This window comes from Hymenobacter sp. 5317J-9, from assembly GCF_022921075.1.
Classification (GTDB): Bacteria; Bacteroidota; Bacteroidia; order Cytophagales; family Hymenobacteraceae; genus Hymenobacter.
On sequence record NZ_CP095050.1, the window covers coordinates 4,523,948 to 4,546,491 of the forward strand.

14 protein-coding genes and 1 other RNA gene are annotated in these 22,544 nt (G+C 61.5%); 5 read left to right on the top strand and 10 right to left on the bottom strand.

What is annotated here, in order from left to right; genetic code table 11:
• Positions 1 to 8 precede the first annotated feature (8 nt).
• Entirely contained in the window at positions 9 to 323 is a 315-nt protein-coding gene (locus MUN81_RS19000) for a hypothetical protein (protein WP_245113367.1), read from the top strand.
• Positions 324 to 470: 147 nt separating this feature from the next.
• Here MUN81_RS19000 and MUN81_RS19005 read toward each other — a convergent pair whose 3' ends face one another.
• Entirely contained in the window at positions 471 to 1,205 is a 735-nt protein-coding gene (locus tag MUN81_RS19005; RefSeq protein ID WP_245113369.1) for a hypothetical protein, read from the bottom strand.
• Positions 1,206 to 1,361: 156 nt separating this feature from the next.
• Here MUN81_RS19005 and MUN81_RS19010 point away from each other — a divergent pair, with 156 nt between their 5' ends.
• Positions 1,362 to 2,762 (top strand): mercuric reductase, encoded by a 1,401-nt coding sequence (locus MUN81_RS19010; RefSeq protein ID WP_245113371.1) that lies wholly within the window; start codon positions 1,362 to 1,364, stop codon positions 2,760 to 2,762.
• A 120-nt stretch (positions 2,763 to 2,882) separates the two neighbouring features.
• Here the strand turns inward: MUN81_RS19010 and MUN81_RS19015 are convergent, their stop codons facing one another.
• Complete coding sequence (locus MUN81_RS19015) at positions 2,883 to 3,287, bottom strand: hypothetical protein (protein WP_245113372.1); 405 nt, start codon at positions 3,285 to 3,287, stop codon at positions 2,883 to 2,885.
• Between the two features lie 355 nt (positions 3,288 to 3,642).
• On the opposite strand from MUN81_RS19015, the gene MUN81_RS19020 reads away from it, so the two are divergent.
• Positions 3,643 to 4,368, top strand: a complete 726-nt coding sequence (locus MUN81_RS19020) for a hypothetical protein (protein WP_245113374.1) — start codon at positions 3,643 to 3,645, stop codon at positions 4,366 to 4,368.
• A 91-nt stretch (positions 4,369 to 4,459) separates the two neighbouring features.
• Here MUN81_RS19020 and MUN81_RS19025 read toward each other — a convergent pair whose 3' ends face one another.
• The 4 genes from MUN81_RS19025 to MUN81_RS19040 all read right to left on the bottom strand — a co-directional run bounded on the left by MUN81_RS19025 (position 4,460) and on the right by MUN81_RS19040 (position 12,064).
• Entirely contained in the window at positions 4,460 to 5,251 is a 792-nt protein-coding gene (locus MUN81_RS19025; protein ID WP_245113382.1) for a Swt1 family HEPN domain-containing protein, read from the bottom strand.
• Positions 5,252 to 5,331: 80 nt separating this feature from the next.
• Positions 5,332 to 6,597, bottom strand: a complete 1,266-nt coding sequence (icd, locus tag MUN81_RS19030; protein WP_245113384.1) for an NADP-dependent isocitrate dehydrogenase — start codon at positions 6,595 to 6,597, stop codon at positions 5,332 to 5,334.
• 132 nt (positions 6,598 to 6,729) lie between these two features.
• Entirely contained in the window at positions 6,730 to 9,747 is a 3,018-nt protein-coding gene (locus tag MUN81_RS19035; protein WP_245113386.1) for a M16 family metallopeptidase, read from the bottom strand.
• Positions 9,748 to 9,991: 244 nt separating this feature from the next.
• The gene (locus tag MUN81_RS19040; RefSeq protein WP_245113388.1) at positions 9,992 to 12,064 is read right to left on the bottom strand and encodes a DNA polymerase III subunit gamma/tau; all 2,073 of its coding nucleotides are present in this window, start codon (positions 12,062 to 12,064) and stop codon (positions 9,992 to 9,994) included.
• Positions 12,065 to 12,382: 318 nt separating this feature from the next.
• Here MUN81_RS19040 and ssrA point away from each other — a divergent pair.
• Positions 12,383 to 12,754, top strand: a transfer-messenger RNA (tmRNA) gene (ssrA, locus tag MUN81_RS19045).
• Between the two features lie 145 nt (positions 12,755 to 12,899).
• Here the strand turns inward: ssrA and MUN81_RS19050 are convergent.
• The 3 genes from MUN81_RS19050 to MUN81_RS19060 all read right to left on the bottom strand — a co-directional run bounded on the left by MUN81_RS19050 (position 12,900) and on the right by MUN81_RS19060 (position 16,818).
• Positions 12,900 to 15,440, bottom strand: a complete 2,541-nt coding sequence (locus MUN81_RS19050) for a PAS domain-containing protein (RefSeq protein WP_245113390.1) — start codon at positions 15,438 to 15,440, stop codon at positions 12,900 to 12,902.
• Positions 15,441 to 15,662: 222 nt separating this feature from the next.
• The gene (locus MUN81_RS19055) at positions 15,663 to 16,046 is read right to left on the bottom strand and encodes a DUF3037 domain-containing protein (protein WP_245117416.1); all 384 of its coding nucleotides are present in this window, start codon (positions 16,044 to 16,046) and stop codon (positions 15,663 to 15,665) included.
• Entirely contained in the window at positions 16,024 to 16,818 is a 795-nt protein-coding gene (locus MUN81_RS19060; protein ID WP_245113395.1) for a HipA family kinase, read from the bottom strand. Before MUN81_RS19060 ends, MUN81_RS19055 begins: the two co-directional genes overlap by 23 nt.
• Before the next feature lie 341 nt (positions 16,819 to 17,159).
• Between MUN81_RS19060 and MUN81_RS19065 the strand changes: the two genes are divergently transcribed.
• On the top strand, positions 17,160 to 19,853 hold the full coding sequence (locus MUN81_RS19065; protein WP_245113396.1) for a T9SS type A sorting domain-containing protein: 2,694 nt from the start codon (positions 17,160 to 17,162) through the stop codon (positions 19,851 to 19,853).
• A 73-nt stretch (positions 19,854 to 19,926) separates the two neighbouring features.
• Here the strand turns inward: MUN81_RS19065 and MUN81_RS19070 are convergent, their stop codons facing one another.
• Positions 19,927 to 22,491 carry a DUF5916 domain-containing protein gene (locus MUN81_RS19070; RefSeq protein WP_245113398.1) on the bottom strand — a complete coding sequence of 855 codons (2,565 nt, stop codon included), beginning with the start codon at positions 22,489 to 22,491 and terminating at the stop codon, positions 19,927 to 19,929.
• Positions 22,492 to 22,544: the final 53 nt, after the last annotated feature.

Below are 22,544 nucleotides of genomic sequence, written 5' to 3' on the forward strand. Positions count from 1 at the left end.
CACTACTTATGACGAAAAAAGCCCCGGCAGTTGCCGGGGCTTTTTTTATGGCTTTTTCAAAATCAGGATGTCCGACAACGCAGAAAAAGGAATATTTCTTAGTGAGTCCCGAGAAGAATAAAGACGCAGCGTGTCGTTTCGTAACCAGAACGTGTCATCAGCAAAAAGCCCGTGACTTTGGGCCCAGCGAGAAGTCTTCACCGCTTTACCCTGACCGAAGCTTTTTGACCGCAGTATCAATCGTTCGGATGACATTTTCCAATATCCTTGGTCAATTACTGGCTTCCTACTGTTATGACTCTGAATATAATAACGATAAGTAGAATCGGTATAGCAGGTGAGGGACAGCCACAGGTGGTAAGTATCGCCGCCCACATATTTCACTTGCGGTATTCGTGTGCTTGAACACGATATAAGCATTACCCAAACCCCATAGATAAACAGTCGCATTCCCTTCGTCAATACAGCGTCTACTCCTCCAGCGTGGTGTTCTTGTCTAGGTTGATGACGATGCCAACCTGGAACACCGAATTGGCAGCCTTCAGGTACTTATTGTTGCGGAAGCCAAAAATCTGTCCGCTGATGAGCTGCAGCTGCACGGGGCCCGCAATCTGGGTGCGGGTGAAGGTGATGGGCTCGAAAAACACGTTGTTTTCGCCGGGCGTGGGCAGGCCGTCGATGCGGAAGTTGTTGAGCTGCATGTAGCTCATGCGCAGCGCCGCGCCGTAGGTGAGCGGAAAGTCGTGGTTGAAAAGGTGGATGTTGTCGCGCTTTTTGCGGGCGTAGTTCACCTGGGCAAATATTTTGGACAGGCTGCCTTCGAGCTGGCGGGTGGTTATTTGGGCATCGTTGCGCTCGGCGCGCTGGGTAGCGCCGCCGCCGGCTCCTACGTACACCTCCAGCACGCGCTTGTCGGGCAGGCGGGTGAAATAGCCGAGGCTGGCTTCGCCGAAGTCGATGTCTTCGGTTTTGTCGGATTTCTTACGGTGCAGCGAGGAAAACGTGCCCGCCACGGCCAGGTGGTTGGTGAGGCCGTAGGCCCCCTGCAGGGCATAATTGGTGTGCTGATTGGTGCTCACGGCCCCGTAAAACTCGCCTTGGTGCGTGAGCATGGGCGTGTGCGGCGGCGGCGGAAAATAGAGCGAGGCGCACCCCGTTACCCCCGTAAACATCAGCAAAAGAACAACGCGCAGCAAGTGCTTCATACAGTCAAACAAGAAGAAAAAAGACGTCAGACAACGCCTGATACGGCAAGTTCGCGTTTCTGCCGGACTTCGCGACGCATTTCTACCGTTGGGCTCAGCCGGGCAGGCAAGCCGCAGCGTATGTAAGCCCATTCACCCCCTTACCGCTCCGCCCTTATGCCTGCTGATTCTTTCGATGCCATCATTATCGGGGCCGGCCAGGCCGGCACGCCCCTCGCCTACGCCCTGGCCGAAGCCGGCCGCCGCGTGGCCATGGTGGAAAGCGACTACCTCGGCGGCTCCTGCATCAACTACGGCTGCGCACCCACCAAAGCCCTGCTGGCTTCGGCCCAGCGCGCCCACCACGTGCGCACGGCTGGCGCGCTGGGCATTGAGGCGCCCGAGCCGGTGGTGAACTTCGGCGCCGTGATTGAGCGCATGCACCACCTGCGCCAGAACTCGCGCGACAGCCTGCACCGCAAGCTCACCGAAGACCGCGAAGGCATCACGCTCATCCGGGGCCGGGCTCGGTTCACGGCCCCCCACAGCCTGCACGTTGCCCTGGTGGGCGGGGGCGAGCAGCCAATTACCGCGCCGCTCATCTTCATCAACACCGGCACCAAAGCCGCCGTGCCCGACCTCGACGGGCTGCCCGACAGCGGCTACCTCACCAGCGACTCGCTGCTGCTGGGCCTTACCGAGCAGCCCGAGCACCTGCTCATCATGGGCGGCAGCTACATCGGCGTCGAGTTCAGCCAGATGTTTCGGCGCTTAGGCACGCGCGTCACCATCGTTGACACCAAGCCGCGGCTGATGTCGCGCGAAGACCCCGACGTGAGCCACCCGCTCGAAGAATTGCTCACCGCCTCGGGCGTGGAACTGGTGCTGAGCGCCGAAACCCGCCGCGTGTCCCGCGCCGCCGACGGCCGCATCACCCTCACCGTGGACACCAAAGACGGCGAGCGGCGGCTGCACGGCAGCCACCTGCTGGTGGCCGTGGGCCGCGAGCCCAACACCCGCGACCTTGGCCTGGAGCACACCAACATCACGCTGAACAAGAAAGGCTACATCGAAGTCAACGAGCACCTGCAAACCGGCACCCGCGGCGTGTACGCGCTGGGCGACGTGAAGGGCGGCCCGCAGTTCACCCACATCAGCTACGACGACTACCGCATCGTGCGCGATGCCCTGCTGCATTCCGGCAAGCGCACCACCGCGCACCGCCCCCTCCCCTACGTGGTGTTTACCGAACCGCAGTTGGGCCGCATCGGCCTCTCGAAAAACCAAGCCAAGGAACAGGGCATTGCCTACCGCGTGAGCCGGCTGCCGGCCCGCACCATCGGCCGGGCCCAGCAAACGGGCGAAACCGATGGCTTTGTGGAAGTGCTGGTGGGCGACGACGACCGCCTGCTCGGCGCGGCCGTGTTCTGCGAGCAGGGCGGCGAAATCATGACCATGTTCCAGCTGGCCATGGCTGGCAGCCTGCGCTATCAGGAGCTGCAGAACATGATTCTGGCCCACCCCACTTGGGCGGAAGTGCTGAACAATGCTTTTCAGCGGCTGAAGCCGGGGGAATAGCGTCATGCTGAGCGCAGTCGAAGCATCTCGCTTGTGGTAGTAATCCAACCGAAAGGGTTTACTGCTCCACGCCAGATGCTTCGACTGCGCTCAGCATGACCGTTCAGTACCCCAGTCCAATCAGGCGAGCTGCTTTTCCTCCAAAAACTCGCGCACCGAGGCCGAGTCGTTCAGCACCTTCAGCGCCACGAGGTGCAGCAGGGTGGTCAGGCTGTAGCCCAACCAAGGGCTCCCCCATTTCCAGGCGGTGAACAGTATCAGAGCGCCGAACAGAAACTGGAGCCCGTTGACAAACAGGGCAAGGCTGCGCGCATGCTTCCACCGCCCGAACAGCAGTAGAATCACCAGCACATCCAGGGACTGCCCGTGGCCGACGTTGCCGGTTTCACTCACAAACCACAGCTTGTAGTGCGCCGGCAGCCAAGAGCTGAGCAGCATGCAGATGGATACCAGAATCAATAGGCGAAAACCTTTGCTGTTGATGGGCATGGCGGCGTGGGCCAGTGGGTGGGCGGATTGGGACACGAAGTAAAGGGATTGGGTGAAAAAGGCAATGCCCCGCCAAGGACAGCCGATGGCCCCGGCGGGGCATCCAACGCTTCCGCAAGCCATTCAATGGCTCCGGAAAGGCGTCCAATGATTCCGCAAGTCATTCAACGCCTCCGCAAACCGTTCCAACGGTTCCGCAAGCCGGTCAACGGCCCCGCATACGCTGCCAACGCGTCCGCAAACCCGTCAACGCATCCGGAAAGACTTCCAACGGCTCCGGAAATGCTGTCAACGCATCCGAAGAGGCATCCAACGCTTCTTACGGTCTGGCATATTGGCAAAAAAACGTACTATTACGGTGCACATTCTCAACCCTTTTTCTACAACACGCATGGATGACCTACAGCTACCCTTTGCCTTCCGCATCAACGAGCTACTGCCCATAGCCCGCCTGCTGCGCGCCAGCTACCAGCGCGACCGCGCCGACTTTGTGGACCTGCTGCCCGAGGACTACAAGCCCAAGTTCCTGGCCGACTACGACGCGGCCGTGCTGGCCGTGGAAAAAGCTACGCGCAGCAGCGTAGCCGTGGCCCGACGGCAGAACATTACCGAGCGCATCGACGCGCTGCTGGCGGCGCTGCCGCAGCTGCTCAACCGCCTCGAAGCGCGGGTGCGGCGGGCCGAGGGCCTGACGGTGCCGGCCAAGAAGTTCGGCATCGAGCCGGCCCGGCGCGACCGCAACAACCACGAGCACGAGGGTCTGGCCGATTCGCTGAAAACCCTGCTCCAGAACATCGAGGCCAACAAAGCGGCCCTGCTGGCCAAGGGCCAGACGCAGGCCGAAATCGACCAGTTGCAGGAACTCTACGACGACCTGGTGGCCGACAGCACCGCCCAGGGCAGCAGCCTGAGCGACCAGCGCCTGCTCACAGCCGACAACGTGCAGGTGTTCCGCGCCCTCTACAAGCCAATGAAACAACTGATGGACGACGGCAAAAGCCTCTACAAAACCAGTGACAAAGCCAAGCTCAAGGACTACACCCTGCGCAACGTGCGCCAGCAGGTGCGCAAGGAGAAAGGCGGCGACGCGCCGACGGGTAGCCCGCAACCGGGCTAGGCTTTTGGATTATGCATGAAAAAGGGCACCCGCTTGGCGTGGGTGCCCTTTTTTGTGTGCCTTTGGAAGAACCGGCGCGAGTTATGTTGTGCTAAACTCGCGCCAGTTGGGACGTCAGAGGGGGCAGGACTTGGTATTTAAACATCATTGAGTCATCTGTCCCATCAATACTCGCGTGAAACTCTCGCTTACTTCTTATTACGATAAGAATACTGGTATCAAGACTTACATATCTATTTGTGAGTTCTAACTGAAGATTAGAACTATCCTGCCAGTCTTTTCCCCAAATAATATATTCTAATCTCTCGCCTTGAGGGTCTGTTGCAGACACTATGAATTCGAGGATATCACCTACTCTGAGAACAGTTTTTGTACGAACCACTGCTGATTCACCTATTTTCCAGCTGTTTCCATAATTATCATGAACACTCTCTAATCTCGGGAAATAACTTTCTCCTGTCTCTTCCATACTTCTAAATTTTGTAATCCGGTTACGAATTTCCCCAGCAATTCCTATAGCGAGGTGTTTTTGATAACTTAGTAATTCTCGTCCATGAGCATTTGAATTTCTGCAATTTTCTAAAATACCTAAGAACACGTCGAGTTCTTTTTTCTCACCGAAAGCGGATTTAAACAACTCCCAATTCTTCCCAAGAATATTTCCCAAATCATAGAAATCGGAATAGTATATAATTCGAGGGTCACATGTAGAATAACGTTGTTTCTTTTTCTCCACTTCAAGCTTCTCTCCCCATTTTTTAATTCTGTCTTCTGGAAGGCCGCATTTGGTCACCCATTCCTGGCCGAATTTATTTTCGAGCACAGCTGAGATATAATCTCTCAAAACGTTCTCTACATCTTGTAGTGCTTGCTTTTCATTCATGGATTTGACAAATTAAAACCCCCGCGCCAGCCAAAGCCGACGCGGGGGTTTCTAATGGTGCTTAGGCTGAAGCCAAGCTACTACATATTCTTGATAATCTCCTGGGCGAATTCGCTAGTTTTCAACAGCGTGGCGCCTTCCATCTGGCGTTCGAAGTCGTAGGTGACGCGCTTACTGGCGATGGCGGCTTCGAGGCCTTTGTTAATGAGGGCAGCGGCTTCTTTCCAGCCCATGTACTCCAACATCATCACGCCGGAGAGGATGACCGAGCCGGGGTTCACCTTGTCCTGGTTGGCGTATTTGGGGGCCGTGCCGTGGGTGGCTTCGAAGATGGCGTGGCCGGTGAGGTAGTTGATGTTGGCGCCTGGCGCGATGCCGATGCCGCCCACGATGGCGGCCAGGGCGTCGGAGATGTAGTCGCCGTTCAGGTTCAGCGTGGCCACCACCGAGTACTCGGCGGGGCGCAGCAGAATCTGCTGCAGGAAAGCATCGGCGATGCTGTCCTTGATGATGAGCTTGCCTTGCTCCTGGGCTTGCTTTTGCAGCGCGTCGGCCACCTGCACGCCCTGCTTGGCCACGATTTTATCGTACTGGGCCCAAGTAAACACCTTGGCGCCGAATTCCTTCTCGGCCAGCTCGTAGCCCCAGGTCTTGAAGGCGCCCTCGGTGAACTTCATGATGTTGCCCTTGTGCACCAGCGTCACGCTGGGCAGCTTGTTGTCGAGGGCGTACTTGATGGCGGCGCGCACGAGGCGCTCGGTGCCTTCCTTGCTCACCGGCTTGATGCCGAACGAGGACGTTTCGGGGAAACGGATTTTCTTCACGCCCATCTCGTCCACCAGGAATTCCAGCATTTTCTGGGCCTGGGGCGTGCCGTTCATGTACTCGATGCCGGCGTAGATGTCCTCGGTGTTTTCGCGGAAGATGACCATGTCGGTCAGCTCCGGGTGGCGCACCGGGGAGGGCACGCCGTCGTAGTAGCGCACGGGGCGCACGCAGGCATACAGGTCGAGCTCCTGGCGCAGGGCCACATTCAGCGAGCGGATGCCGCCGCCCACGGGCGTGGTCAGCGGGCCTTTGATGCCCACGAGGTAGTCGCGGAAAGCGTCGAGGGTTTCGTTGGGCAGCCAGTTGTTGGTGGCTTTGTAGGCTTTCTCACCGGCCAGCACTTCTTTCCACACCAGCTGCTTTTTGCCGCCGTAGGCTTTTTCCACTGCGGCGTCGAACACCAGCTTGGAGGCGCGCCAGATGTCCGGACCCGTACCGTCGCCCTCAATAAAGGGAATGGTGGGTTTGTCCGGGACCGTCAGCTTGCCGTTTTTAATGGTGATTTTTTGCTCTGCCATGTGGGTAATTTGTTGTCAGTTGTTAGTTGTCCGTCGTCAGGGTTTTGGTGGTAGAAGTCGTCAATTGCCGGGCGGTGGCGGCCCCGTGGCTATCAGCCTGACAACTGACAACCAACAACTGACAACTGGGTATTAGTAGCCGAAAATCTCTTTCAGCGTGAGCTGCTGCACCTGGCCATACTTGGCCAGCTCCTTAAAGTTTAGTCGGTCTTTGGAGCCAATAACAAGAATAACTTGGTTTTGTCCCTTAATCTTGGCTTGCTGAAATTTCTTCAGCTCGTCGAAAGTCATCTTTTGGGTGCTGGCGTATACGTCGCGGCGGATGTCATAATCCAGTCCCAGGCGCTTGGCCCGTTCGTAGCTCATCAGGATGTTGCCCTTGGTGATGCGCTCGGTGCTGATGCTGTTGCGGATGGCGTTTTTGGCGATTTCCAGGTTGGCATCGGCCACGGGCATGTCGGTTAGCAACGCCTCCATGCCGGCCATGGCCTCGGGTAGCTTGTCGCTCTGGGTGCCGATGTAGCTCAGGTTGTAGTTGGAACGGCCCAGCTTGTCGGCGTTCGAGTAGCCGGAGTAGGCCGAGTAGGCCAGCGCCTTGCTCTCGCGCAAATCCTGAAACACGATGCTGCCCATGCCGCCGCCGAAATACTCGTTATAAAGCGCCACCGTGGGGGCCAGGTCCTTGCTATACAGGTCGCCCTTGGTCAGGAACAGGATTTCGGCCTGCACCATGTTGTAGTCCACCCAATAGACCTTTTTGTCCTTCAGCGGCTGCTCGGCGAAGTCTTTAGCAGCCGGTGCGGGCGTCAGCTTGGCGGGCGTGCGGTGGTCGGCTTTTAGCACGGCCACGGTAGCGTCTTGGGCACGCGGGCCATAGTACAGCACCCGATGCTGATACGTCGGCAGCTTCTTAATCAGAGCGGTAAGTTGCTCCGGCTTCAGCGCCTTCAGCTCTTTCTCGCTCAAGATGTTGGTGAAGGGGTTTTTCGGGCCGTACTTCACGTAGTTCACCATCGCCTGATTCAGAATCACGCGCTTTTCGAGCTTGGCGTCCTGGCGCTGCTTGAGCACGCCGGCCACCATATTTTTCAGGGCGGCAGCATCGGGCTTGGGCGCGTTCAGCAGTTGCTCAAATAACCGGAGTGCTGGCTCCAGATTGGCGTCGAGGCCGTTGAGTGTGACGAAGGTGCGGTCGGCCCCGCTGTTCACGCTGAACGAGCAGCCCAGCTTGTAGAACTCCTGCTGCAGCTGCGCGGCCGAGTACTGGCCCGCGCCGAGGTATTGCAGGTAGTCGGCGGCCAAGCCCCAGCGCGGGTCCTGGTTGTTGCCCAGGTCGAACACATAATACAGATTGAACAGGCCATTTTCGGCGTTGTGCGTGTAGTACAGCGGCAGGCCGGGCTTGATTTCGGTTTCCTGGATGTCCTTTTTGTAATCCACAAACACCGGCTGCAGCTCCGTGCTGGGCATGGCCGTGAGTTGCTTGTAGTAAGCCGAGGCCGCGTCGCGGTTGGCCGGCACGGGCGTGATGGCGGGCTTCACCACCTTCACCTTGTTTGGGTCGGTGCCGGTGCGCTTGAACACGGTCACGTAGTTCTGGCCGTAATGGTCGTTGGCAAATTTCACGATTTCGGCCTTCGTGATTTTGCCGAAATCGTCCTGCTGCTGCAGGTAGTCCTTCCAGTCGATGCGCTCGATAAAGGCCTCGTACATGGCGCTGGCGCGGGCCTCGTTGCTTTCGTAGCTCTTGGTGCGCTCCAGCTTTTCGTTGTTGATAATGGCCGGAATCAGCCAATCAGGAAAGTTGCCGGCTTTCACCTTAGCCAGCTCGCCCAGCAGCAGCGCTTTCACGTCCTCCAGCTTCTGCCCCTGGCGCGGCGTGCCGTAAATGACGTGCGTGGAATAGTCGTCGTTCAGGTCCGTAAACGAGGCGGCTTGCAGCACCTTCTGCTGCTGGTTCAGGTCGAGGTCGATGAGGCCGGCCTGGCCGTTGGTCAGGATTTTATCCAACATGCGCAGCCGCACACCGTCTTTCGAGGCCTTGCCCGGCAGGCGGTAGCCCAGCATCACGTTCTCCGACTGCGGCCCCAGCACTTCCTTGGTGATGGGCGCCGTCATGGGCGCTTCTACTGGTGCATTGAAGGCCGGCACCGGCTTGCTCGGCATGGCGCCGAAATATTTATCAATCAGCCGAATGGTCTGGTCAAAATCTAGGTCACCACTTAGGCACAGCGCCACATTGTTGGGCACGTAGTACTGGCCGAAATACTTTTTAATCTCCGTGATGGACGGGTTTTGCAGGTGCTCAATCGTGCCGATGGTCGTCTGCGTGCCGTAGGGGTGCGTGGGATAGAGCGCGCCATTCAGCGCCTCAAACTCTTTGTTGAAGTCTGAGTCCAGCCCGCGGTTCTTCTCCTCGTACACGGCCTCCAATTCGGTATGGAACAGGCGCGGCACCATTTCGCGCAGGCGCTCGGCCTGGATGGCGGCCCACTTCTCCAGCTGGTTGCTGGGAATGTCTTCCTGATACACCGTTTCCTCGTTCGAGGTATGGGCGTTGGAGCCCTTCGCGCCGATGGCTCCCATTACCTTGTCGTACTCGTTCGGCACGGCGTACTTAGCCGCTACGCCCGAAATCGAGTCAATCTGGTGGTAGGTGCGCTTGCGGGCGGCGGGGTCGTTGCGCTGGCCGCGGTATACTTCGTACAGCGCTTCAATCTTGTCGAGCTCTACTTTTTCCTTGGCCCAATCCTGCGTGCCCAGTTGCGAAGTGCCCTTGAACACCATGTGCTCGAGGTAGTGCGCGAGGCCGGTGGCGGTAGCGGGGTCGTTCTTGGAGCCGGCGCGCACGGCCAGGTAGGTCTGGATGCGCGGGGCATCCTTGTAATCCGACAGGTAAACTGTCAACCCGTTGTCCAGGTGGTAGATGCGCACGCCCAGTGGGTCGCCGGGCACCGATTCGTAGCGGTATTCTTTGGGGGCGGCGGGAGCGGAAGCAGGCGCTACAGTGGGTGCAACTGTTGCAGTCGTAACTGGCTTGCTTGATTGGCACTGAGTGGCAAGTCCCAGCGCTGCCAGGGCCGGAAACAGCAGCAAAAAGTTGTTTTTCACGAAAGGCGTAAGCGGGTAGCTGGGGGATTCAAAAAACAAAGGTAGCTGGCTGATAGGGGAATACAAAACGAATTTTCGTCTTATCTTGGCAGATTATTCCGCCCGGAACCAAGCAACGGTTCGCCCAGCGCATTTCTCCCCAAACGTTTGCGGGATTTTCCTGAGCTGTAGAGACGCAACACATCGCATCTCGTCGTTGAACGGCTTGCATTGTGGCGGTGCCACGACGGCGCGGATGCTGAGACGCGCAGTGTCGCGTCTCTACTTCATCCTACCCTTTTCCTTAAAAGTCGGCTTCCAGGCCCAGACGTTGCTTGGCCTCGCGCAACGCCGGGAACCGCTCGGCCAGGTACTCAAACTTGTCCGAAGACGTGTAGAGCTTACGGGCCGTGGGCGCGGCCGTGCTCACCACGGGCTGCACGTTGAGGCGGGAGTTGCCGGTGCGGCGGCGCAGCTCGGCCAGAAACTCCACCCGCATTTCGTTGAACTGGTCAACCTGAATGGGGTTGTCGACGGCCAGCTCGATGGTGTGGTCGGCGTCGGCCACCACGGGGCGGTTCAGCACCCAGAATTCGCTCATGCGGTCCTGGGCGCGGCGCTCTTCGGCCAGTTCCTTCCACACCCGCTCCAGCAGGGCGGGGTCGACGGGCGCCACCGGGCCGCTGCTGGTCTGGGGCTCGGCCAGGGCGGCCGTGTTTGCAGCGGTGGCCGCGGCGCGACTGCTGAGGCTTTTGAGGCTGGGCAGCTTGCTGCCGGTCAGGCTGGGAATTTTGGCAAAGGCGGCCTGGGGCGTGGGGCGTGGGGCGGGCTCCACCCCCTCAAAGCTGGGCACGCCAATTTCGACGTGCGGCAGCGTGTCGCGCATCTGGTGGCGCTCGGTAACGGCCGCCGTGGGCTCGCTCTCGATGCTGGGCGTGTCGTGCAGCTCGTCTACGCCGTTTTCGATGGGCAGCGGCTCGGGGCCATCGGCCGGGGCGGGGCCGGTGGCCACGGGCGCCCCGGCCGGCATGGGCAGCGGCGCCGGCGCAGCGCGAGGCGCCGATACGTAAGGAGCGGCCGGCGACTCGGTGGCGTAGGCAGCGGGCGCTGCGTGCGAAGCTGTCGGCGTAGCTCCCGCGGCTATCGGGGCGGGTTGGGCGTGGCCGTTGCTGCCGTTGTTGGCGGGCGCCGGCGTGGCCGGCGCTTCGCTGTTACTTAAGCTGCTAGTTTTTTTTTTAGCCTCGCCGTTTCCGGCAGGGCTTAGCTCGCGAACGAACTGCACAGCGCCATTTAAGTAGGCCAGCTTCATCAGGGCCAACTCGACGTGCAGGCGCTGGTTTTTGGCTTGTTTGAACTCCCGGTCGCACTGGCTGATGAGGTTGAGAGCCGAAAGCAGGAAGGCCAGCGGCGCGGCCTGAGCCTGTTGCACGTACTTCAGCCGGATGCCCTCGGACACTTCCAGCAGTTGCACGGTCACGGCGTCTTTGCACACCAGCAGGCCGCGCAGGTGCTCGGCGGTGCCCACCACGAAGTTGTGCAGGTCGAAGCCGTTCTGCATCACCTCATCGAGCAGCAGCAGGGCGGCCGAGAGATTTTCGGTGAGCAGGCTGTCGACAAGGCGGAAGTAGTAGTCGTAATCGAGGATGTGCAGATTCTGCACCACCTCCTTGTAGGTAAGGTTGTTGCCGCCGAAGGTCACCATCTGGTCGAACATCGACAGAGCGTCGCGCAGGCCACCGTCGGCTTTTTGGGCCAGCAGGTGCAGGGCGTCGTCTTCGGCCGATACACCTTCCTGGGTGGCCACGTAGCGCAGGTGCCCGCGCATGTCCTCTACCTTGATGCGGCTGAAATCGAAAATCTGGCAGCGCGACAGGATGGTGGGAATAATCTTGTGGCGCTCGGTGGTGGCGAGGATGAAAATGGCGTAGCTCGGCGGTTCTTCCAGCGTCTTCAGAAACGCGTTGAAGGCCGCATTCGAGAGCATGTGCACCTCGTCAATAATGTAAATCTTGTACTTGCCGGCCTGCGGGGCGTAGCGCACCTGCTCCACCAGCGAGCGAATGTCCTCCACGGAGTTATTCGACGCCGCATCGAGCTCGTGTACGTTGAAGGAGGCGTTTTCTTGGAAGGCCACGCACGAGGCGCAGGTGCCACAGGCCTCGGTTTCGGCCGTGAGGTTGGTACAGTTTATCGTCTTGGCCAGGATGCGGGCGCAGGTGGTTTTGCCCACGCCCCGGGGGCCGCAAAACAGGAACGCCTGAGCCAGGTGCTGGCTCTGAATGGCGTTTTGCAGCGTGGTGGTGACGTGCTGCTGCCCCACCACGCTGCGAAACGTGGAAGGACGGTACTTGCGGGCCGAAACGACGAAATTATCCATAAGTTCTGTCTACAAAGTTACCCAGAAACGGGCGGCTTTGGAAGGGAAATCGGGCAGGTTTGGGACCAACTGACGTTACCGCAACGGTCATGCTGAGCGCAGTCGAAGCATCTCTACCGCGTAACTAATTCACTGCTTGCAACGAAGCGGTAGAGATGCTTCGACTGCGCTCAGCATGACGTTCTTTTATTCCGACGCTCCCAATCTGCCTACCTATCAAACACCTAAACCGCCGGAAACCTTCCCTGCTCCCCCATCGTTTCAACTTCACCGCGTACCTTCGCGGCCCGCTTCGGCGGAAATCGTTCTTTACCATTTGGGGATGACCGGAATTGACAGCTTGCGCAAATTGCGGGTAAGCGTGCCAGGAGTTGATGGAAGCTCTCCTGTCAAAAAATCTATCGAAAAACACCCGGCGACTATTCGTACGCCATGGCTGCCTAGTTTAGAATTAGGTAACGTCATCGTTCCGCCCGGGTAAGTTTCTACACCTGGGAGTTCGGAGCGTCGTAAGTAGAAAATAGCCTCCGCAGAGCTGTGATGCGGGGGCGAAACTCAACTGCAGCTAAGGGAAACTCAAGGGCCTGACTGACGCCTGAGGCTCCTCGAAAATTCAAGTCTGGATACGCACGTAGAAAGCACGCCAATTTCCTTGTCTGGACCAGGGTTCGAATCCCTGCATCTCCACTTTAAACCCCGTTTGCAGCTTGCAGGCGGGGTTTTTCGGTTTTAGACAGTACCGCCCCTCTCGTTGGGTGAGTTCACCAGCGGCCCGCATTGCGCAGCAAACTTGATGGGCGGCGGCCGTATTTTTAATTGCCCCGCAATAAATATTTTACTTGCCCAGACTGTTGAGGGCGGTGCTGGGAATGCGAATGCTGACCTGGGTGCCGTGGCCCGGGGCAGAGACGATGGCCAGGCGGCCGTCGAGGAGGCGCACCCGGTCGCGTAGGGCTTTGAGGCCGCTGCTGTTGGGGCGCGGCAGGTTGGGGTCGAAGCCGTGGCCGTTGTCGACGGCCTGCAGCAGCAGGAAGCCGTCGCGCTCGGCCAGTTGCAGCGAGGCCTCGGTGGCGCCGGCGTGCCGCACAATGTTGTTGGCCAGCTCCTGGGCCATGCGGAACAGGGCCAGCTCCAGGGCGGGCGGCACTTCGGGAAAGCTGCCGGCCACGCAGGTAAACTGCGGCCCGCCCGGCGTGGTGAGACGCTGGCAGATGTCGCGCACGCTGGCCACCAGGCCAAAGTCTTCGAGGATGGTGGGAATGAGTTGGTGCGAAAGCGAGCGGGTTTGCTGAATGGCAGTTTTGAGCAGTTGCACCGTTTGGCGCTTGCCGTCGGCAAAGGCGGCGGGCCCGGCAGCTACCGACAGCTGGTCGAGCCGCAGCTGGGCGGCGTAGAGGAGCTGGCCCAAGCCGTTGTGCAGGCTTTCGGCAATGCGACGGCGCTCGGTTTCCTGGGCCTCCAGCACGGCGTTGGCCAGCTGTTGCTGCTGCACCAGTTGCAGGCGCAGCAGCTCGGCGGTGGCCTGCTGGCGGGCCGTGATATCTTGCCAGGTCACCACCAGGCCGTCGCCGAGGGGCGTGGCCGCCACGTGAAACCACGCCTCGGTGCCGTTGTGCGGGTAAGGCACCTCAAAATCGACGGGCTGCTGCTGCTCGGCCGCCTGGCGCAGGCGCTCAAACACGCCACTGGGGCCCACGCCGGGCTCTTCTTCCAGCAGGCGGCGGCCTACCACGTCGTGCCGCTGCAGCAGGCGCTGGGCGGCTTCGTTGGTGAGCACCCATTCAAAATCGACGAGTTGTCCCTTGGCGTCGCGCACGCTCTTCATTACCTCGAAGCTGGCCAGACTGGCGTTGAACACGGTGTGCAGTAGCTCCTGGCCTTCGCGCAGGGACTGCTCCAGCTGTTTGCGGGGCGTAATGTCGAGCGACGCCGAAATCAGGCCGTCGTCGAGGCGGGTGTACTGCACGTCGAACCAGCGCCCGCCCTGGCCAAAGTCGTGGTAAAGCTCCAGGCGCTGGGGCCGGCCGGTTTCGATGACCGCACGCATGATTTCCCACACCGGCAGCTTGCGCAGGCCGGGCAGCTGGGCGCTCACCAGCTCGTGGACGGGCACGGGCGTGGCAATGGCCTGGGTCAGGGACTGGTTGACGGCGGCCGAGCGCAAATCGACCAGCTGGCCCGCCTCGTCGCGCACGGCGTGGAAGTAGCCCAGTTGCACGGGCACAGCCTCAAACAGGGCGTTGAGCTGGGCGTGCGCCTCCTGCAGGGCCAGCTCGGCCTTTTTGCGCCCCCCAATGTCTTCCACCGTCACCAGCAACCCATCGTGGAAGGGCACCACCGTATACCGGAACCAGGAGTCGACGCCGTCGCCGCGGTAGCAGTCCTCAAAGTCGAGCGGCTGGCCCGTGCGCGCCACGCTGGCGTAGTGCTCAAACAAGCCCGACGCCACCGTGTGGGGCCAGTCGACGAGGCAGCGAGTGCCGGCCACACGGCGGCCGGCCATAGCGTCGGCGGCGGCGTTGGTGAGCACAAAGTCGAAGTCGACAAGGTCGCCGGCCTCGTTCCGCACGTTGCGCAGCATCTGAATGGCCAGTGAAGAGCTGTCGAAAATGGCCGCCAGCAGGTCGCGGCTGGTGCGCAGCTCGGTTTCGGCGCTCTTGAGCTCGGTCACGTTGTGGGCCAAAGCCAACACGCTTTGCACCTGCCCGTTGTGCACTTCGGGCACCAGCAGCGAGTGAAAAAAGACCGGGCCCTTCGGCATGTCGTATTGGCTGTAGTGCTCCTCGGGCTGGCCCGTGGCAAACACACGCTGCAGCTTGGCCATGTAGGACGCGCTTTGCTCGGGCGGCGCGCCCATCTCGGCCATGGTGAGGCCTAGGAGCTCGGCTAGGGGGCGGCTGGCTTCGGCGGCCATGGCGGGGTTGCCGTACAGCAGGCGCAGGTCGGGGCCCCAGCGCACCACGGCGTCGGGGGTGTGGTCGGCCAGGGCGCGGTACTGCTGGTGCTGCCGCACGCGCAGGCTCACGTCCTGCCAATACACCAATAACTCGTCGGGGCCCGACTGGGTGGTCATTTCAATCCAGCGCCCGGCGTGGGGCAGGAAATATTCGCCCTTCACGGGTTGGGCCCCGCTCAGCGCAGCGAGCAAGGCCTGGCGCAGGGCGTCGGGAAAGTCGGGGGGCAGGGCCTGGGCGAGGGGCTGGCCCTGCAAGGCTTCGCCGGGGCGGCCCAACAGCTCAGCCGCCAGCGGATTGACGAGGCGGAGGAGGCCGTCGGGCCCCAGCACAAGCACGGCCCAGGGCATGGTGTGCACGATGCGCTGATAGAGCGAATCGGCGGCGGGCGGCGCGGAAGCAGCGTAAGGAATGGCGTTCATTGCGGACGGGCCCACTACCGTTCTTGCCCAACGACCCGGTGGTTGCCCGCAGCGCCTCTCGGCCCGGCCACCCAGCGGCCGGGGCGGCGGCAGGGGTAGTGGTCAGCACGAAAGTAACGAATTTGCGGAGGCCGCCACCGGGCGCGCCGGGCCTGCTTTGGCCCAAGCCCAACCGTAGGCACGGTGGCAAATCACGTGCTCAGCCGCCTCTCACCTCTCACCTCATAGTACCAGCTCTTGCAGCAGCCGCGCCAGCGTGTGGCCGGCATCGGCGCACAGGCCGGGGTGCACGGGCGAGGTCTGCACAATGGTGCTGCGCATTGCCGTGAGCCAGCGAAACCGCTCGGCCAGCGGCAGCTGCCCGATGGTGCCGCCGGTGGCCCGACCCTGGCAAATGCGCTCGAAGGCGTGCAGGCGGGCCGCCACCTCGTCCAGGTCGAGGCCGGGGGCAAAGGCGCGCAGGCGGGCTTCGGACACGGCGCAGCGCACCTGCAGAAAGCCCTGGGCCCGGCACAGCAGCACCACGCCTACATTCATGAACTCTTCGCGCTCCACGCGGGGCACCACGCGCAGCACGGCGTACTCAAATAAGTGCATGGCGGGCAGCTTGGGCTTCCTGAACAAAGGTTTCGGAGGCCGCGAGGCGGGCTTCGAGAAAGCGCACGTAGTCGGCGCGCTGCGCGGCGGCGGGGGCGTCGCCGTTGGTGAGCCACTCGTCGGGCACCAGCGCCACAATGGCGCGCAGCACCTCGGGCGTGAGGCGGGCGCGGCCGTCGGCGTCGGCGGCGGCCAGCTCGCTGGCCTGGGGCAGCAGCACGTGGTCCTTCACCTGCGGGAAGGAGCGCGGGCGGGGCGCGGCCCATTCAGGGCCGGCGTGGTGGGCGTAGAGGGCCGCGCCGTGGTCGATGAGCCAGAGCTCTTTGTGCCACATCAGCATGTTGGTGTTGCGGGGCGTGCGGTCCACGTTCAGGGTGAGGCAGTCGAGCCACACAATCTGGGAAGCCAGGCGCGCGTCGACGGTGGTCACCAGCGCGTCGAAGGTGATGGCGCCGGAGAGGTAGTGCAGGGCCAAGTTGCGGCCGGTGCTGGCGCGCAGCAGGTCCTGAATTTCCTCGTCGGGCTCGGTACGCCCGAAAGCCTCGTCGAGCTCGCAGAACACCAGTTCGGGCACGCGCAGGCCCAGGGCCCGGGCCAGCTCGCCCACTATCAGCTCGGCGATGAGGGCCTTCACGCCCTGCCCCGCCCCCCGAAACTTCACCACATACAGAAAGCCGTCGTCGGCCTCGACCAGGGCCGGCAGGGAGCCGCCCTCTCGGAGCGGGGTCACGTAGCGCGTCACGGCCACGGTGCGGAGTTGGGGGGTAAAGGAAGCCGGCATACAGCAGGAAAACGAAAGGCCCGGCAAAGGTCGGACAATTCGGGAAGTTTTAGCCAGCACCACTGCGGCGTAACCCGACCTATCTATACGCCAACCAAAATATAACAAAACCCAGTAGTTAAATATCAGTTTCAAGAAGCGGTAAATAATATATCATATTCGTTTGAAAGGCACACTAAATTCAATACATTTGAATTATACCCTCGCATAATTGCTATTATGGCATTCAGAAAAGAATATGATATGAAAATTCCAATCAAACGACCTTGGACATAGTCATATTTTTCAGTTCTTTTTTCTTTTAAAATTCATATTTCACATCAAACTCAAATTTTACCCATATGAAACATTTTGACTTTGCTGGAAACAAGTTGGATTCCCTGGCATGGGGTCCGGGCCGGTGGTCGCGGTGGACGGGCTGGCGCGTGCTGCTGCTGTGCTTGCTGTTTGGATTGGGCGCGGCCCGCCCGGCCCGCGCCAGCCATTACCGGTATAGCTCGCTTACGTGGCGCACGGTAGCCACAGACCCCAGCCTGCGCACCATTGAATTCAAGGTGAGCCGCGCTTACCGGCGCAGCGCCACCGCCTTTTCTCAGGTCACGGTGGGCTCCACGCTACCGGCGGAGCAGCTTGATTTTGGCGACGGCAGCAGCAGCCTCATCACGTTGGTGGTGACTTCCGTGGACGTGGCCGGAGAAGTTTTTTATGGCGAAACCAACATCGTGCACACCTACGCCACGACGGGCGATTTTGTGGCTTCGTTCACGGATTGCTGCCGCCTGAGCACGCTGGTCAACAACGCCAACGGGGCGTGGTACGTGAGCAGCGCCATCAACGTCGGCACCGGCAACAACTCGCCCGTGTCGACGCTCTCGCCGGTGGTTAACCTGGCCACCGGGCAGGCCAATGCGTCTTTTCTGCTGCCGGCCAGCGACCCCGACGGGGACCCGCTTACGTTTTCGCTGGCCACGGCGGCCGACCTCAACGGCAATGCGTTTGTGAACGCGCCGGGCCTGGCCGTGGACGCCAACACGGGACGGGTAAGCCTCAGCACGACGGGGCTGGCCGTGGGCGGACTCTACAATGCCATTGTGAAGGTGAGTGACGGCCGCACGAGCATTCTGGTCGATTTCATTATCAGCATCACGGCGTCGTCTACGCCGCCCGTCTTCGACTACAGCGTGACGCCGCCTAATGGCTTTGTGTACCGGCTGGCGCCCGGGCAGACGCTGAGCTTTGGGGTGCGGGCCACCGATGCCGATGCCGGTGACACCGTGCGCCTGCAAGCTTTTGGCCTGCCGCTCACTGCTACTACGGCGCCGGCTTTTCCGGTGAGCGGCAACCCCGTGCAGAGTCGCTTTTCGTGGACGCCTACTGCGGCCAACCTTGGTACTTCGGTTGTCTATTTCGTAGCCCGCGACCTGACCGGCGTCCAAACTTCTACTTCGGTGACGATAGAAGTGAGCACCCGGCCGCAATTTGACGTTCCGCCTACGCCGGCCAACCAAAGCCTGATGCAAGTGACGCCCGGCACGAACCTCAGCATGGCGGTGCAAGCTTCGGCGCCCAATGCCGCCGACCTGGTGAGCATTGTAGGCGCAACGGGCACTGTGCCGGCCATGGCATTCTCCTCAGGGTGGCCCACGGCGCAGGGCAACCCCACGCGCACCCAACTAACCTGGACGCCAGCCGCCGCCGACTGGGGCCCGCACGCCGTAACGTTTACGGCCCGCAGCGCCAGCAACCAGCAGGCCACGCACACGCTCAACCTCCTGATTAACTCAGCGCCTTCCTTCACTTCGCAGCCCGCCAACCTGGCGCTGACGGTGGGCCAGTCGTTTGTGTACACCATCACGACCACCGACCCCGACCTGCCCTACGGCGACCGCCTCGACGTGCTGGCCACTACCCTGCCCTCCTGGCTGCGCTTCGTGAACAACGGCAACGGCACGGCCACCCTTAGCGGCACGGCCACGCGCGCCGGCGCCTACCCCGTGACGCTGGACGCCGAAGATATTTACCACCACGGCAACAGCTACGGCCGCGTGATGCAGGCCTTCACCATCAACGTGGCGGGCTGCTCGGTGGCCGCCACCGCCACGGCCACCAACCCCACCTGCGCGGGCGCGGCCAACGGCAGCATCGCGCTGGCCGTGACCGGGGCCACGGCCCCCGCCACCTACGCCTGGACGGGCCCCAACGGCTTCCGGGCCGCGACGCAGAACCTGAGCGGCCTGGCCGCCGGCACCTACGCCGTGACCGTGACCGGCGCCAACGGCTGCACCGCCACGGCCCAGGCCACCCTCGCGCAGCCCGCGCCCGCCGCCGCGCCCGCCATCACGGTGAGCATTGTGGGGGCCGTACCGGTGAGAAGCCTGCCAAACACCATTTTCCTGGGCTACGGCCCCCAAACGGCCACCCTCACCGCCACGGGCGGCACCAGCTACCGCTGGAGCCCGGCCGCCGGCCTGAGCAACCCCACCAGCGCCAGCCCCGTGTTTGCGCCCAGAAGCGCGGGCCAGTACGTGTACACCGTGACGGCCACCAACGCCAGCGGCTGCACGGCCTCGGCCTCGGTGACGCTGAACGTGGTGGAGGCCCGCTGCGGCAACAACGACAACAACCCCAAGGTGCTGGTGTGCCACAACGGCCACGAAATCTGCATCTCGCCCAACGCCGTGCCGGCGCACATCGGCCCCGGCTCGACGCACAATGACCTGCTGGGCAGCTGCAACACCAACGCTGGCGGCTCCATCCCGGCGCCCGTGCTGCCCGATGTGGTGCTCACGGCCTTCCCCAACCCGGTGGCCAGCACCACCACGGTGAACTTCCAAGCGCCGGTGTCGGGCGTGGCCTCGGTGCGCGTCTTCAACCAGATGGGCGTGCAGGTGGCTACTCTGTTTGAGGGCCCGGCCGTGGGCGGCCGCGAGTACCAGCTGGAAGTAGACGCCAGCCGCTGGCCCGCCGGCCTCTACCTCTGCCAGTACGTGGGCGGCGGCCAAACCAGCACCCAGCGCCTGATGGTGAACAAATAGCCGTCCTTCACCCGCAAGCAAAAGGCCCCCTGAAGCACTTCAGGGGGCCTTTTTTTACGTGACGCAAAATGGGCTACCGGGCGCTCAGGGTGCGGCGCAGGGTGAGGTAGTCGAGGTAGTAGAGCACCTTGACGGACACCGAGTTGTTGTGCGGCGTGTTGATGGTGTTGTTGAAATTGTCGAAATACAGCGGCGTGGCTTCTTCGGCCTGCAGGAAGGTGGAGCCGGCGTTTTTCCAGACGATGCTGACCTGCGAGCCGGGCGCAAACCACCACGAGTACACGGCGTCGACGTTGAAGGCGTTGTAGGTGTTGTCGCGGTTGCGGCGGTAGTCCACCAGCTTTTCGTCGCCGTCGTTGCCCAGGGCCGAGAAGTCACGGTAGTGCACGTTGCTGGTGTAGTGGCGCAGGCGCAACGTGAACGACATGCGGTTGGTGAAGGTGTAGGCCGTCGACACCACGTTGGAGACGGTGGCCACGTCGCGCCGGCCCAGAATGACCTGGCCCAGGAAGGGTTGGTCAAGCGGTTCGGCGCCGTCCATACCGCCGTTCACGTAGCCGATTTGGTTGCGGTACAGGCTCCAGTCGATGCTGTAGCGGAAGGTGAGGTGGTCATTCACGCGGTAGCGCGGGTAGAGGCCGAAGCTGTAGCCCGTGCGCCGGGCCCGGGGCAGGCGCTCGTCCAAATTGTAGTGCTGCACCCCGAAGTTCCACCCGTAGGCAAATTTCTTCCGCGTGTCGGAGTTCTCAAACAGCACGATGCGGGCGTTGCCGGGCACGCGCACATATTTGGAGCCCAGCGGGCTCACGCGCGGCTCGTAGAAGTCGTGCGTCACGGGGTCGAGGTTGAAATCGAACCCAAACTGGTTGAAGCTTTTGGTGAAGGTGGTGTTGGCGCCGAGGTAGTAGCCGAACGACTGGTACAAGGTGGGCTTGTAGAGCAGCGAATGGTTGATTTCGCTGAAGACGGAGAAGTTGTTCACCTTCCAAAACGGCTTGTAGATGCGGTAGGCCGCGCCCAGGCCCTGCGAGATGTTGTTGTTGCCGAACAGAATGCCCAGGTCGTTGGGGTTGTAGGTATTCGACTCGATGCCGTGGTTGGCGTACCAGGTGAAGTTGCCCGAGATTTTGCTTACGCCAACCTGGTATTTAAAGCCCTCGCGGTCGGACACTGCCTCGTCTTTGCCAAACACCTGGCCGCGGCGGCTGGAGTACACCACGCGGCCGTCGACGGCGTAGGAATTGGCCTTGTTGGCGAAGCGGAAGAGGCCGCCGGTCACGTTGGCGTCGTAGGTGGCGCCGGCGCGGGTCACGTTGGTGTTGATGAGCGAGACGTAGGAGTTGTTTTTCAGGCTCTGGTCCAGCACCACGATGTTGTAGTTGGCGAAGGGCTGCGTGAGCACGCTGCGCTCCTCCCCCGTTTCCCGGTTGCGGATGGTGGCGTACACATCGTTGCTCAGGGCGTTGAACACGCCGATGCCCAGCCCCTTGCCGGTGCGGCCCGACACCTTGGTGGCGTTGAGCAGCGGCGTTTCGGAGGGGTTGCGCACGATGCGCTCATTGGTGCCGGTTTTCACGTCGTAGAAACCGACGGGCGTGGCCCCCACCCTTCTGGAATAAAACAGGTTGCCCTTATTGAACAGCTCGGTGCCCTCCGTAAAAAACGGCCGGTTCTCGTTGAACTGCACTTCGAAGGGCGAGAGGTTGAGTACCTGGTTGTCGCTCTGCACCTGCCCGAAGTCGGGCACCAGCGTGGCATCCAGCGTGAAGCTCTCGTTGATGCCCCACTTGAGGTCAGCCCCGCCGTTGAAGCTGGTGGTGGTGCGCTTGGTGCCTTCGGCATTCAGCGGATTGTGGTTGACGTAGGTGCTCACGTAGGGCGTGAGCGAGAGGCGCAACGGCGGCTTCAGGTCCTTCAGGCCGGTGAGCAGGCCCCACTGGTTCACGAAGCCGCTCACCTGCGGCTTCACCTCCGTCCAGAAAAACTTTTGCCGGGTCACGCGCCGCTGCCGCCCGAAATTCAGGCCCCACACCTGCTCCGCGGCACTGCTGAAGCGAATGGCCGAATAGGGAATGCGCAGTTCGGCCACCCAGTCGGTGCCGCGCAGGGCGGTACGCGAGTCCCACACGGCGTTCCAGTTGCCGTCTTCGCCGTTGGTGGGCGACATGCGGGCGTCGAGCTGCACGCCACCAGAGGAGACAATGAACTCGTAGCCGTTGAGGTGGTCGTTATACGTGTCGAAAAACACCCCGAACCAGTCCGAATTGCCGAGGTTGTCGCGGGCGCTGAGCTCACGCAGCACCGAATCGGGCGAGATGTCGTGCATCACGGCGCCCACGTAAATGGCCGCGTCGTCGTAGAGCACGCGCACCTCGGTGGGGTATTTTTCCCGCCCGCCCGGCTTGGGCTCGTATTCGTAGAATTGGGTGGCAATGGGCGCGGTCTGCCACACGGCCTCGTCGAGCAGGCCGTCGAGCTTGGGCGCCTCCGTGATGCGCACGGCCTGCAACTGGCGCCTGGGCGCAGCCGCGGCGGCAGAAGCAGGCGCGGCCGCGGGGGCCTGGGCCCGGGCCGCCGGCCAGGATATGGCCAGCAGAGCCAGCAGAATGAAGGAACGCAGAGAAAAGGTGGGGCACATAGGACAGCAGAGAAAAGGACAACAAGGAGCATTCAGCGCCCGTGGAGTTGCTT

Excerpts from the sequence above, each read along its gene's own strand:
- MUN81_RS19050 (WP_245113390.1), bottom strand. The coding sequence starts at position 15,440 with ATGAACGCCATTCCTTACGCTGCTTCCGCGCCGCCCGCCGCCGATTCG.
- MUN81_RS19070 (WP_245113398.1), bottom strand. The coding sequence starts at position 22,491 with ATGTGCCCCACCTTTTCTCTGCGTTCCTTCATTCTGCTGGCTCTGCTG.
- MUN81_RS19005 (WP_245113369.1), bottom strand. The coding sequence starts at position 1,205 with ATGAAGCACTTGCTGCGCGTTGTTCTTTTGCTGATGTTTACGGGGGTA.
- MUN81_RS19040 (WP_245113388.1), bottom strand. The coding sequence starts at position 12,064 with ATGGATAATTTCGTCGTTTCGGCCCGCAAGTACCGTCCTTCCACGTTT.
- MUN81_RS19065 (WP_245113396.1), top strand. The coding sequence starts at position 17,160 with ATGAAACATTTTGACTTTGCTGGAAACAAGTTGGATTCCCTGGCATGG.
- MUN81_RS19010 (WP_245113371.1), top strand. The coding sequence starts at position 1,362 with ATGCCTGCTGATTCTTTCGATGCCATCATTATCGGGGCCGGCCAGGCC.
- MUN81_RS19060 (WP_245113395.1), bottom strand. The coding sequence starts at position 16,818 with ATGCCGGCTTCCTTTACCCCCCAACTCCGCACCGTGGCCGTGACGCGC.
- MUN81_RS19000 (WP_245113367.1), top strand. The coding sequence starts at position 9 with ATGACGAAAAAAGCCCCGGCAGTTGCCGGGGCTTTTTTTATGGCTTTT.
- MUN81_RS19025 (WP_245113382.1), bottom strand. The coding sequence starts at position 5,251 with ATGAATGAAAAGCAAGCACTACAAGATGTAGAGAACGTTTTGAGAGAT.
- MUN81_RS19020 (WP_245113374.1), top strand. The coding sequence starts at position 3,643 with ATGGATGACCTACAGCTACCCTTTGCCTTCCGCATCAACGAGCTACTG.
- icd (WP_245113384.1), bottom strand. The coding sequence starts at position 6,597 with ATGGCAGAGCAAAAAATCACCATTAAAAACGGCAAGCTGACGGTCCCG.